General features: G+C 67.5%; 10 protein-coding genes. All 10 read right to left on the bottom strand.

Features of this window, described 5'->3' with window-relative positions; all coding sequences use genetic code 11:
* Window positions 1–98 precede the first annotated feature (98 nt).
* Entirely contained in the window at window positions 99–488 is a 390-nt protein-coding gene (locus ACOJTD_RS02820) for a rhodanese-like domain-containing protein (protein ID WP_420131425.1), read from the bottom strand.
* A gap of 129 nt (window positions 489–617) precedes the next feature.
* Window positions 618–938, bottom strand: coding sequence for a DUF3240 family protein (locus tag ACOJTD_RS02815; RefSeq protein WP_420131424.1), 321 nt, complete (start codon window positions 936–938; stop codon window positions 618–620).
* A complete protein-coding gene (locus tag ACOJTD_RS02810; RefSeq protein WP_420131423.1) occupies window positions 935–4,015 on the bottom strand; it encodes an efflux RND transporter permease subunit in 3,081 nt (1,026 codons plus the stop codon). The genes ACOJTD_RS02815 and ACOJTD_RS02810 overlap by 4 nt, the downstream gene beginning before the upstream one ends.
* The gene (locus ACOJTD_RS02805; RefSeq protein ID WP_420131422.1) at window positions 4,016–5,122 is read right to left on the bottom strand and encodes an efflux RND transporter periplasmic adaptor subunit; all 1,107 of its coding nucleotides are present in this window, start codon (window positions 5,120–5,122) and stop codon (window positions 4,016–4,018) included.
* A 168-nt stretch (window positions 5,123–5,290) separates the two neighbouring features.
* Window positions 5,291–5,656: a cytochrome b5 domain-containing protein gene (locus tag ACOJTD_RS02800; RefSeq protein ID WP_420131421.1), complete on the bottom strand. Its 366-nt coding sequence runs from the start codon at window positions 5,654–5,656 to the stop codon at window positions 5,291–5,293.
* Entirely contained in the window at window positions 5,653–6,918 is a 1,266-nt protein-coding gene (locus ACOJTD_RS02795) for a ferric reductase-like transmembrane domain-containing protein (protein WP_420131420.1), read from the bottom strand. Before ACOJTD_RS02795 ends, ACOJTD_RS02800 begins: the two co-directional genes overlap by 4 nt.
* A gap of 4 nt (window positions 6,919–6,922) precedes the next feature.
* Window positions 6,923–7,162, bottom strand: coding sequence for a hypothetical protein (locus ACOJTD_RS02790; RefSeq protein ID WP_420131419.1), 240 nt, complete (start codon window positions 7,160–7,162; stop codon window positions 6,923–6,925).
* 281 nt (window positions 7,163–7,443) lie between these two features.
* Complete coding sequence (locus ACOJTD_RS02785; protein WP_254985138.1) at window positions 7,444–8,091, bottom strand: DsbA family protein; 648 nt, start codon at window positions 8,089–8,091, stop codon at window positions 7,444–7,446.
* 70 nt (window positions 8,092–8,161) lie between these two features.
* Complete coding sequence (locus ACOJTD_RS02780; RefSeq protein WP_420131418.1) at window positions 8,162–11,374, bottom strand: efflux RND transporter permease subunit; 3,213 nt, start codon at window positions 11,372–11,374, stop codon at window positions 8,162–8,164.
* Window positions 11,371–12,369: an efflux RND transporter periplasmic adaptor subunit gene (locus ACOJTD_RS02775; RefSeq protein ID WP_420131417.1), complete on the bottom strand. Its 999-nt coding sequence runs from the start codon at window positions 12,367–12,369 to the stop codon at window positions 11,371–11,373. The genes ACOJTD_RS02780 and ACOJTD_RS02775 overlap by 4 nt, the downstream gene beginning before the upstream one ends.
* Window positions 12,370–12,431: the final 62 nt, after the last annotated feature.

Raw genomic sequence — 12,431 nt, 5'->3', positions numbered from 1 at the left:
ACGCGGGCGCAGTCCCTGGGGACCCCCACCCCCGACCCCTCCCCGCAAGGGGGAGGGGAGAGAGGACACCGTGATTGCGGCTAGAGTCGTCCTGGTGCTCACATCCCGCGGTCGATCGGCTTGTCGACGGCGCCGCCGTTGTCGGCCCATTCCTTGAAGCCGCCAAGGTTGTAGGCGGTGTAGCCGAAGTCGTTCAGCACCTTGGCGGCGAGCGCGGCGCGGCCGCCGGAGGCGCAATACACGATCACCGGCTTGTCCTTGCTCAGCCGCTTGTCGTGAAACGGCGAGTCCGGATCGGCGCGGAATTCCAGCATGCCGCGCGAGATGTGCAGCGCGCCGTCGATCTTGCCGGTGGTCTCGACCTCCGGCGCGTCGCGCACGTCGATCACCACCGCGCCCTGCTTGACCATGTCTTCAGCCTGCTCGGCGCTGATCCGTGGCACCACCGCATGAGCGGCTTCGAGCAATTGTTTCACGCTGGCGGTCATGCACGTTTCTCCTGCTACGATCGTTGGAGCGAAGCCACACACATACCACGCGAGCCGCGGCTCCAACATCCAGATCGTGCTTAGGCGATCAATATATATTCGTCCAGACGAATATATATCGCGTTGCGGCTATTGCGACGGACCGCGTTCCAGCGCACCGGCGCTCGCCGCGATCATGCGCCAGACGATGCCGCGGCCCGGCAGTTCATCGGCCAGCGCGTCGAGCAATGCCCGCGCTTCCTCTTCCGGCAGTCCCACCACGATCTCGACCGCGAGCGTGTGGCCGCGGACCTGCTCGACTACGCTGTCGAAATCGACATTGTGGCCGTAGCCTTCGACCTCGCGCGCAACGAAGCCGGCCTCGGCGGTGGGCGGATGCGCCAGCATCGCGGCGACCAGCTCTTCCTTCAGCGCCGTCGGCGCGATCAGGGTCAGCACCACGAGGCTCATGACCTACCCTCCGCCGCGATGCCGAAGCGGCGATACAGCACCGGCAGGATGACGAGCGTCAGCAGCGTCGAACTGACGAGGCCGCCGATCACCACCACGGCGAGCGGACGCTGCACGTCGGCGCCGGGTCCGGTGGCGTAGAGCAGCGGCACCAGGCCGAACGCCGTGATGCTGGCAGTGAGCAGGATCGGCCGCAGCCGGCGCTGGGCACCGAGCATCACGATCTCATCCGGCGGCAGCCCCTGATTGCGCAGCGTGTTGAAGTAACTCACCAGCACCAGACCATTTAGCACCGCGATGCCGAGCAGCGCGATGAAGCCGACCGAGGCCGGCACCGACAGATACTCGCCGGAGATCAGCAGGCTGAACACGCCGCCGACCAGCGCGAACGGGATGTTGACGAACACCAAGAGCGACTGCCGCAGCGACACGAAGGTGGTGAATAGCAGCAGGAACACCAGAGCCAAAGCAATCGGCACGACGATGCCGAGCCGGGCCGCGGCGCGCTGCTGGTTCTCGAACTGGCCGCCCCAGACGATGCTGTAACCTTCCGGCAGCTTGACGTGCGCCGCGACCGCTGCCTTGGCCTCATCGACGAAGCCGACCAGGTCGCGGCCGTTGACGTTGCTCATCACCAGCGCCAGCCGCTTGCCGTTTTCGCGATCGATCTTCACCGGCCCGTCGATCCGCTCCAGCTTCGCGACGTTGGTGAGCGGCACCGATTGGCCGCCTGCGAGGACCAAGCTCACACCCGACAGCCGCGCCGGCGACTCGCGCAGCGCCTCGCTACCGCGGATGGTGATCGGTGTGCGGCGGCCCTCCTCGACCACGATGCCGACCGGCTCGCCCTCGATCTGCGCGCGCAGCGCCTCGGTGAGCTGATCGACGTCGAGCCCGAGCCGGCCGGCCTGCAGCCGGTCGATCTTGACGCTGTAGTACTCGAAGCCCTTGTTCAGCGTGGTGCGGACGTCCTCGGCGCCCTTCAGTGTCTTGAGCGTCGCGGTGATCTGCTCGGCGAGACGGTTGAGCGTCGGGATGTCGGTGCCGAAAATCTTCGCCACCACGTCGCCGCGGGCGCCGATGATCATCTCCTGCACCCGCATCTCGATCGGCTGGGTGAAGCTGAAACCGATGCCGGGGAATTCGCCGAGCGCCTTGCGGATCTCGCCGAGCAGCCACTCCTTGTCGTGCGGCCGGCGCCATTCCGCCTCGGGCTTGAGGATCACGTACGTATCGGTCTGGTTCAGGCCCATCGGATCGAGGCCGATTTCGTCCGAGCCTACGCGGGCGACGATGCTGGTGACTTCAGGCACCGTCCTCATCACCGCGCGCTGGATCTTGAGATCGAGGTCGACGCTTTCCTCCAGGCTGATCGAGGGCAGCTTCTCGACGCTGACGATCGGCGTGCCCTCCTCCATCGTCGGCATGAAGATCTTGCCGAGCTGGCCGTAGGCGAACACGGTGGCGACCAGCGCGACGACCGCGACTGCCAGCACCGTCTTCTCGCGGCGCAGCGCGAAGCGCAGCACGGGCGTGTAGCCGGCGCTGATCTTACGCACCAGCCAGGTGTCGCCATGGCCGGAGGTCTTCAGCAGCAGCGAGGCCAGCACCGGGATCACCGTCAGCGCCAGCAGCAGCGACGAGCCGAGCGCGAACACGATGGTCATCGCCACCGGGATGAACAGCTTGCCTTCCAGCCCCTGCAGCGTCAGCAGCGGCAGGAACACGATGACGATGATGACGATGCCGGAGGTGACCGGCACGACGACTTCGCGCAGCGCCTGATAGATCCGGTGCAGCAGCGGCACATGCGCGGCGTGGCGGTCGTGCGCCAGATGCGAGACGATGTTCTCGACCACGACGACGGCGGCGTCGATCAGCATGCCGATCGCCACCGCGAGGCCGCCGAGGCTCATGAGGTTGGCCGACATGCCGGCCGAGCGCATCAGCTCGAAGGTGGCGAGCGCCGACAGCGGCAACGTCAGCGCCACCACCAAGGCGGCGCGCCAGTCGCCGAGGAACAGGATCAGCAGCACGATCACCAGCACGACGGCTTCGATCAGCGACTTCGACACGGTATGGATGGCGCGGCCGACCAGATCGCCGCGGTCGTAGAACACGTTGAGCACGACGCCCTTTGGCAGCGTCGGCTGCAGCTCGGCGAATTTGGTCTTCACCGCCTCGACGACGTCGCGCGCATTGGCGCCGCGCAGGCCGAGCACCAGGCCCTGCACCGCTTCGCCCTGCCCGTCGCGCGTCACCGCGCCAGCGCGGGTGATACTTCCGATCCTCACCTCCGCGACGTCGCGCACCCGCACCATGCCGCCGTCGCGCGAGGCCAGCACGATGTTGCGCAGATCGTCGAGCGTGCGCACCTGGCCGTCGACGCGGACCAGCAGCACCTCTTCGCCGGCGGTGAGGCGGCCGGCGCCGCCGTTGCGGTTGTTGGCCTTGACGGCCTTCTGCAGCGTGTCGATCGAAATGCCGCGCGCCGCCATCGCGAGATTGTCGGGAATGATCTCGAAGCTACGCACATAACCGCCGAGCGAGTTGACGTCGGCGACGCCGGGCAGCGTGCGCAGCGCCGGGCGGATGGTCCAGTCGAGCAGCGTACGGCGCTCGGCCAGCGACAGGTCGCCGCCCTCGATGGTGAACATGAACATCTCGCCGAGCGGCGTGGTGATCGGGGCGAGACCGCCGGAGAGGCCGTCCGGCATGTCCTTCATCGCCGAAGCGAGCCGCTCGGCGACCTGGTTGCGCGCCCAATAGATGTCGGAGCCGTCGCTGAAATCGATGGTGACGTCGGCGAGGCCGTATTTGGTGGTCGAGCGCAGGATGGTCTTGTTGGGGATGCCGAGCATTTCGAGCTCGAGCGGCATCGTCACCCGCGTCTCGACTTCCTCGGGCGTCATGCCCGGCGCCTTCATGATGATCTTGACCTGCACCGGCGAGACGTCCGGGAAGGCGTCGATCGGCAGGCCGCGCACCGCGACGATGCCGGCGCCGATCAGCAGCAGCGTGGCGAGCACCACCAGCAGGCGGTGCGCGAGCGAGAACTCGACCAGACGCGCGAGCATTTACTCGACCCCGCCGAGCCCCTGCCAGGCGCCCTTCAGCGCCGCGACGCCGCGCACCGCGATGCGCTCGTCGCCGCGGAAGCTGCCGCTGACCACTGCAAAGGCCGGCAGTTCCTCGCGCACCTTCACCGGGCGCGCGACGAAGCCGGAATCGGTCTGCACAAACACATAGGCTTCGGGTCCGCGCCGGACCATCGCGCCGGTCCGCACCCGCCATTCGGCCTTGCCGGTGGTGGTGGATGCAACCTGCGCTTCGATCATCTGGCCGGGCCGCAGGTCGGTGTCCGGATCGTCGAACTGCGCCCGCACGATCACGGTTTGCGAGGTCGGCTCGACGCTCGAGCCGACCGACACCACGCGGCCGACGCAGTCGTGGCCCTTCAGCGTGACGCGGGCGCCGACCGCAAAGTCCTCGGCACGCAGCGCCGGCACCTGCACCTCGGCCCACAGCGGCGACAGCTGCGCCAGCTTGAATACCAGCGCCAGCGCCTCGACGGTCTGGCCCGGCATCGTCGCGCTCTCGAGCACCACGCCGTCGATGGGCGCGGTCAGCGTCAGCTTCGGATCGAGCTTCTGGGTGGTCGTCAGCTTGTCGATCGCCGCCTCGGTCATGCCGACATGCAGCAGCGCGGCGCGGCGCTCGGCGGCGGTGGCGCGGGCCTGGTCGTATTCGCTCTGGGTGACGATCACCTGCTTTTTCGGCACCGCGCCATAGGGCGCAAGCTGCTCCTCGCGGTCGAGATTTGTCTTGAGCAGCCGCTCCTTGTTGTAGGCGACCAGAAACTCGCCCTGCGCGCTCGCCAGCGCCGGGCTCTGGATTTCGGCGAGGACGTCGCCGGCCTTGACCATGTCGTCGGTGCGCACCAGCAGGCGCTCGATGCGGCCGCCGAGCTGGGCGTTCATCAGCCGGGTACGATCCGGCGGCACGGTGATCCTGCCCGGGAAGCTGAGCCCGGCCGGCGCCGGCTGCTGCTCCAGCGGCGAGGTTTCGATCCCGACCCGCTCGGCCTGCACGGCCGAGATCGCCAGTTCGTCCCCTGCGCGCGCGGCGCCGGCGGCGAGCAGCGCGGCCAGACAGACGATGGATACGGTGAAATTGCGGAGCATGGTGGCTCTTCGATGTCGCGGACCGGCCGGCCAAAGGCCGACAGCGCGCCGGCCCCCCGCAGCCGCCGCTACCGCAATGTCCCTAGGCCGGACCGGCTGACAGAATGCTGACACTCGGCCGCGGCCGCAACATCGCAAGGGTGCGAGGCGAGTAGCTGCTAATCACTCTCATCTAGCCGGCGCAAAGCTGCCTATCCGGTATTTTGGCAGCAGCGCGTCGGCTTCGCCTGAATGCGACCGCCCCTTGGTCTTGGTGTTGTAAGCCTCAGTGGCTTCCTTGCCGCACCACGGTTCGATGATCTGCGGCCGGGACGGATGATCGGGCAGATAGCTGGTGAGATCGTAGACAGCGCCGCGGATTGCCATCCAGCAATCGGCAGGCGTGGCGTGACGGGCAAGTTCGGCGGCCGCCACCTCGCGTTCCGCCGCAACGGCGGGTTCGCGGGTCCCCGGCGTCCACGCGCTGCCGGCCCAGAAGCCGAGCACGGCGACCCAGAACAAAGCAGTCGAGACGAAATACAAGGTACGCATCATCTGAACTCGAAGTTTTCGAAGTGGATGTGCCGAGCCGCGACGCCGCGCGCGGCGAGCGCCCGTTGCGCTGCTGCGATCAGACCGGGCGGACCGCACAGACAGCACTCGACCCCGGTGAGTGCGCCGGCCTCCGGCAGCAAGCCGTCGAGGTCGGGCGGCTCATCGCCGGTCGCGATTGCCTGCAGCGTCAGATGCGGATCCGACGCCGCCATCGCTCGCAGCTCGGACAGATAGATCGCATCGGCCTCGCTCCGGTAGAGATACAGCAGCCGTGTCGGCTGGCGCAGCGAATGGTCATGGAGAACGGCGACGAACGGCGTCACGCCAATGCCGCCGGCGATCCAAAGCTGCGGCGCCGCGGCGGTCTCGCCCAGCGGACCACCGAACCCGCCGATCACCCGCGCCCCGACGCCCGGTGCGATCGACAGCATCCTGCGCGTACAATCGCCGAGCGCCTTCACGGCGAGATGGAGCGTGCCGTCGCGGCCCAGCGAGCTCACGGTGAATGGATGAAATTCGCCGCAGCCGCGGTAGGCCGGGCCATTGCCGAACTCCACCAGCACGAATTGTCCCGGAGTCAATCTCGCGGGCTCCGCCAGTGGCCGCAGGGCGATCTCGACCGAGTGCTCGGTGAGGCCGCGTGCCGTCGCGACGATGTAGGGCCGTGCCGCGAGACCGAGATCGCCGCGCACCAGGCGCCAGCCCAGAATCGCGGCCGCAGCCGCAAGGATCGGCAGCACCGGCTCGTCGATGCCGAGCAGGATCAGATGCAGTAGCCCGATCACCACGCCGGCACCGAGCAGCACGTGCAGCGTCCGCCAGATGTCGTAACGGATGCCCGACAGAAAAGTGGCTACGAGCCCCGCCATCAGCAGCAGCAGGCCGAGCCAGCCCGACCAGATCGGCCAGCTCTCGCTGGACGGGGACAGGGTCTGCCACGCGGTCGCCGGCGAGGCGCCGAGATTGCTCGCTGCGAGCGCAAGCGGATGCAGCAGCAACAGCACATAAGCCAGCACGCCAGTAACGTGGTGCCAGCGATACATCCGCTCAAGCCCGCCGAGCCAGCCGGCGAGCCGGGGTTCGCGCAGCATCAGCAGCAGGCTGACCAACAGCAGCCCGCAGCCGAGCCAGCCGGCCACGATTCCGGCAGCGCGGAGCGAGGCCAGCCCGACCGGAAATGCCCATGCAACGAAGCCGAACGGCACCGCCAGCGTGAGCAGCGGGATCGACCAGCGTCGCAGGCGCGATGCGGCGGGCGTCATCGGCTTATTCCGGCCGTGCGCCGCGCCTGAGGCGGCTGCAGAAATCCCAATGCTCGTCCGGAAGCGCCAATCCGCGCTCGCGCGCCCGGCGCACCATCAGGTCGTGATGTTCGACCCGATAGGCTTCGCAGGTGTCGTAATCGCTGAAGCCACGCACGCGGGCCTGATGCTCGATCCGCTCCTGCGGCGACATCAGCATCCACCCGCGGGTGTTGCCCTCGTCGGCGCGCCACGGTGCCGCCATGGCGGACGTGACTACAACCGCCAAGCCCATAGAAGCCATCGTCGCGACCGTGATGGCCGCGCTTCGCCTGCAGGGCATGATCGTCATCCTGCTGCTGCGCCACGACGCGCCAGATTAGCGCGTGGTGAGCGGCACAAGGATGACCCAGATCAAGCGAGCCAACAGTCCGGCGGAGAGCCGCCCGAGGAAGGGTCCTGCAAAGCAATCCAGCGCGATGCACGCGGCTTCCGGTTGCTTCATCGCTTCATGCGTCGCAATAACGCGAAGAGCTTACGGCCGAACTACTTCTTCTGCGCCGCCGCGGTGCGGGCGTCCTTGATGGCCTGCTTGAACATCGCGGCGTCGAGCACGCCGGGGACGCGGAAGCGGCCGACGATGAAGGCGGGGGTGCCCTGGAAGCCGAAGGCGCGGGCCTGCGCGTCGTTGCGCTTGAGGATCGCCTCGATGGCGTCCTTGTTGGTCTCGAGATCCTTGCCGGCGCGGGCGACGTCGACGCCGCCTTTGCCGAGCGCGTCGTTCATCACGCCCTCGGTCAGCTTAGCGGTGGTGCCGATCAGCGCGTTGTGCGCTTCGAGAAACTTGCCCTGATACTTCGCGGCCAGCACCAGCTTGGCGGCGTCGACCGAGATGCCGCCGAAGATCGGCCAATCCTTGAGCACCAGCCGTACCTTGCCGTCGTCGTTGACGACCTGCATCAGTTCCGGCGCCACCTTCTTGCAATACGGGCAGCGATAATCCGAATATTCGACGATGGTGATGTCGCCGTCGGGATTGCCTGCGACCGGGATATCCGGATCGCGCAGCACCGCCTCGGTCGACAGCACGTTGTCGTCCGGCGCCGACGCGGCAGGAGCGGCCCAGGCGCGCGTGGCCAGCACCGGCGGCAGCGTCAGGGCGGTCAACAGGGCCGAACGGCGGGTGATCATCATCGGGTTCCAATCATCGTCTGCGGAGCGCCTGTTGTGCCCCGGATCGACCGGAAATGCGATCACTTTGACGTCAGTGCGGCGCTTTCGCCCCACCGTCGCGCAGCGCGATGTAGATCGCCGGGATCACCAGCACGGTCAGCAGCGTTGACGACGCCAGGCCGAACAGCAGCGAGATCGCCAGGCCCTGGAAGATCGGGTCGAGCAGGATCGTCGCCGCACCGATCATCGCCGCCAGCGCGGTGAGCAGGATCGGCTTGAAGCGCACCGCGCCGGCCTGCAGCACGACGTCGCGCAACGTCTTGCCCTCGCCGCCGGAGTGACGGATGAAATCGACCAGCAGGATCGAGTTGCGCACGATGATGCCGGCGAGCGCGATGAATCCGATCATCGAGGTGGCGGTGAATGGCGCGCCGAGCAGCCAGTGGCCGATCAGGATGCCGATCAGTGTCAGCGGGATCGGCGTCAGGATCACCAACGGCAGCTTGAAGCTTTTGAACTGCGCCACCACCAGCACGTAGATGCCGAGGATCGCGGCGCCGAACGCCGCGCCCATGTCGCGGAACGTCACCCAGGTGATTTCCCATTCGCCGTCCCACAACACGGTCGGCTTGGACTCGTCGGTCGGCTGGCCGTGCAGGCTGATCGCCGGCTTCGGCAGCTTGCCCCAATCGTGCGCCTCGATCCGCTTGTCCACCTCGAGCAATCCGTACAGCGGCGCCTCGAATTTTCCGGCGAGTTCGGCCATCACCATGTCGGCGAAGCGGCCGTCACGGCGGAAGATCAGCGGCGAGCCGACCTCACGGGCCGCCTTCACAAGCTGGCCAAGCTCGACCACGGTCTTGCTGCCGGGCAGCGTGTTGGCCGGCACCGGCGTCGAGGCCAGCGCCTCGGTCCAGGCGAGGTCGCGCTTCGGCAGCCGCACCGCGATCTCGATCGGGTTACGGTCCTCGCCGCGATACGAGTAGCCGATCGAGGTGCCGCCGAACAACGTGGCGATGGTGTCGTAGACGTCCTTCTGCTCGACGCCGAAGAATTCGAGTCGATCCTGATCGATCGACAGCCGCAACCGCGGCCGCGGATCGCCGATCGAATCGTCGACATCGACGATGAACGGCACGTCCCGGAAGATGCCCTTGACCTCGGCGGCGACGGCGCGCCGCGTCGCGGCGTCGGGACCGTAGATCTCGGCCAGCAGCGTCGCCTGCACCGGGGGCCCCGGCGGCACTTCGACGACCTTGATGCTGGCGCCCTGCGGCACGTTCAGCGCCTTCAGCCGCTCGCGCAGATCGAGCGCGATGGCGTGGCTGGCGCGGCTGCGATCGCCGCGCTCTTTCAGGTTGACCTGCAGTTCGCCGAGCTCGGGCCGCTCGCGCAAGTAATAGTGCCGCACCAGGCCGTTGAAATTGAACGGCGCCGGCGTGCCCGCGTAGCTCTGCACCGAAGTGATTTCAGGCAGGCCGCGGGCGATATCGGCGGCGGCGAACAGCGTGCGCTCGGTGTCCTCCAGCGTCGCGCCTTCGGGCAGATCCACCATCACGGCGATCTCGCTCTTGTTGTCGAACGGCAACAGCTTCACCGTCACCGACTTGGTGTAGAACAACACCATCGAAAGCAGCGTCGCGACGCCGACGCCGAGCAGGAAGATCCAGGACGCGCGCTTGCTGGCGACGATCGGCGTGGCGATGCGGCGATACAGCCGGCCGAGCCGGCCTTCGTCATGGTCGTCATGCGACGCCACGACCGCCCCCTGCTTCGGCGCCAGCTTCAGCATCAGCCACGGCGCCACCACCATGGCGACGAAGAACGAGAACAGCATCGCGGCCGACGCATTGGCGGGGATCGGCGCCATATACGGGCCCATCAGCCCCGACACGAACAGCATCGGCAACAGCGCGGCGATCACCGTCAGCGTCGCGATCACGGTCGGGTTGCCGACTTCGGCCACCGCTTCGATCGCGGCCTGCAGCCGCGGCCGGCCGTCCTTCATGCCCCAATGCCGCGCGATGTTCTCCACCACCACGATGGCGTCGTCGACCAGAATGCCGATCGAGAAAATGAGCGCGAACAGGCTGACGCGGTTGATGGTGTAGCCCATCAGGTTGGCGGCAAAGAGCGTCAGCAAAATCGTGGTCGGGATCACCACCGCGGTCACCACCGCCTCGCGCCAGCCGATCGCGATCGCGATCAGCACCACGATCGAGATCGTGGCGAGGCCGAGATGGAACAGCAGCTCGTTGGCCTTCTCGTTGGCGGTCTCGCCGTAGTCGCGCGTGATGGTGACGGCCACATCGTTCGGGATCAGCGTGCTCTGCAGCGACGCGAGCCGCTCGCGGATGTCGTGCGAGACCACGACGGCGTTGGCGCCGGCGCGCTTGGCGAGCGCGAGGCTGACGGCGGGCACGCGATCCCACTTGCCGGCGCCGTCCTTGGAGTCGGTCCAGACGCGATGCTCGGCGGCGTTCGGCCCGATGATCACATCGGCGACGTCCCGGACATAGACCGGCCGGTTGTCACGCGTGGCGATCAGCAGCAGGCCGATATCCGGAATCCCCATCAGCGTCTGGCCAGCCGAGACGCTGCGCATCGTGCCGGCGTCGCGCACGCTGCCGGCCTGGAACGAGCGATTGGCGTCCTTCACCTTGGCGACGAGCTGCTGCAGCGTCACCCCGTACAGCGACAGCTTCTCCGGATCGGGCTCGACCCGGATCTGCTGGCCGCCGCCGCCGGACACGTAGGTCAGGCCGATATTGTCGACCTTGGTGAGTTCGGAGCGCAGCTTGGTGGCGAGTTCGTAGAGGTCCTTGTCGGTCCAGCGCGCCGCGGCCTCGGGCTTCGGCGACAGCGTCAGGACCGTCACGGCGACGTCGTTGATGCCGCGGCCGACGATCAGCGGCTCGGAAATGCCGACCGGGATGCTGTCGAGATTGGCGCGCAGCTTGGCGTGCACACGCAGGATCGCGTCGTCCGCATTGGTGCCGACCAGGAAGCGCGCCGTGACCATGACGCGGTCGTCCTCGGTCTGGCTGTAGACGTGCTCGACGCCGTCGATGCCCTTGACGATCGCTTCCAGCGGCTTGGTCACCAGTTCGACCGCGTCCGGCCCGCGCAGGCCGTCGGCGTTGACGCGGATATCGACCATCGGCACGCTGATCTGCGGCTCCTCCTCGCGCGGGATCACGGCGAGTGCGATCAGTCCGACGACGAGGGCCGCCAGCAGGAACAGCGGGGTTAGCGGCGACTGGATCGTCGCCTTGGTGAGGCGGCCTGAGATTCCGAGATTCACGGTTGCACCAGCTTGTCGCCATTGCGCAGGCCGGAGAGAATCTCCAGGCCGTCGGGCATTGCGGGAGTCGGATGGTCGAGGCCGCGCTGCACCGGCACCGCGACACTCTTGCCGGGCTCGCCGAGCTGTACGTAGTCGACGCCGAATTGCGTGGTGATGTAGCGCGACGGAATCACGATCGCCGGCCGCTCGCCGCCGGAGATCCACACGCGCAGACGGTCTCCGACGAAGTACTGGCCGAGTCCCTCGACGGTGGCGTCGGCGACGACGCGGCCGTCCTCGATCTGCGGATACACCAGGTCGATCGTACCGAACTTGGCCGTGTGATCGCCGAATTCGGTGCCGTCGACGCGGATTTTATCACCCGCCTTGAGGAAGCGGGCGTGCCGCTCCGGCACCCGAAGCCGCAGCTTGTAGTGCTGCTGCGCCACGGTGACGATCGGATCCCCCTGCAGCACCACCGAGCCGACCGTGATCATCTTCTTCAGCACACGGCCGTCGTCGGGCGCCAGCACCTGGCCTTCCTTGAATTGCTGCTGGATCACCGCGCGCTCGGCGGTCTTGGCGCGCAAATTGTTTTCGGCGACGTTGAGGGCGGTGCGCGCCTCGTCGAGCTTTGTGCGCGGCAGCGTGCCACGTTCGACCAGGCCCGAAGTGCGGTCGTAGTCGATCTGCGCCTGGCTCGCCTGCGCCTGCAGCGCCTGGATCTGCGCGTCGAGCGAATTTATCTGCAGCGTCAGCTTGTCGTCACCGATGGTGGCGATCTCCTGCCCCCGGCTGACACTGTCGCCCTCGCGGACTTTCAGCGCGATCACCGTGCCACCGATCCGCGCGCGCGCCGGCACCACGCTGATGCTTTCGACGGTGGCGAACACCGCCTTCTCATCGGCGATGGTCTGCTGGACGACGGTCAGCGTCGGCCCGGCCGCGGAGGCGGCTCCGGCGCCGAGCAGGATCGCGGCGATTGCGCCGCCGATGAGGTCGCGCATCTTCATCTCATGCCTCTGCGGCTTTTCTCTTGGCCGGCGCGGCCGCGGTGGCCGGGCAATACAGCCGG

This window comes from Rhodopseudomonas sp., from assembly GCF_048594845.1.
Lineage (GTDB): Bacteria > Pseudomonadota > Alphaproteobacteria > Rhizobiales > Xanthobacteraceae > Rhodopseudomonas.
This window is presented reverse-complemented; position numbering and strand designations above follow the sequence as displayed.

Coding starts and splice junctions, on each gene's coding strand:
- ACOJTD_RS02795 (WP_420131420.1), bottom strand. CDS start 6,918: ATGACGCCCGCCGCATCGCGCCTGCGACGCTGGTCGATCCCGCTGCTC.
- ACOJTD_RS02800 (WP_420131421.1), bottom strand. CDS start 5,656: ATGATGCGTACCTTGTATTTCGTCTCGACTGCTTTGTTCTGGGTCGCC.
- ACOJTD_RS02810 (WP_420131423.1), bottom strand. CDS start 4,015: ATGCTCGCGCGTCTGGTCGAGTTCTCGCTCGCGCACCGCCTGCTGGTG.
- ACOJTD_RS02790 (WP_420131419.1), bottom strand. CDS start 7,162: ATGGCGGCACCGTGGCGCGCCGACGAGGGCAACACCCGCGGGTGGATG.
- ACOJTD_RS02805 (WP_420131422.1), bottom strand. CDS start 5,122: ATGCTCCGCAATTTCACCGTATCCATCGTCTGTCTGGCCGCGCTGCTC.
- ACOJTD_RS02785 (WP_254985138.1), bottom strand. CDS start 8,091: ATGATGATCACCCGCCGTTCGGCCCTGTTGACCGCCCTGACGCTGCCG.
- ACOJTD_RS02815 (WP_420131424.1), bottom strand. CDS start 938: ATGAGCCTCGTGGTGCTGACCCTGATCGCGCCGACGGCGCTGAAGGAA.
- ACOJTD_RS02775 (WP_420131417.1), bottom strand. CDS start 12,369: ATGAAGATGCGCGACCTCATCGGCGGCGCAATCGCCGCGATCCTGCTC.
- ACOJTD_RS02820 (WP_420131425.1), bottom strand. CDS start 488: ATGACCGCCAGCGTGAAACAATTGCTCGAAGCCGCTCATGCGGTGGTG.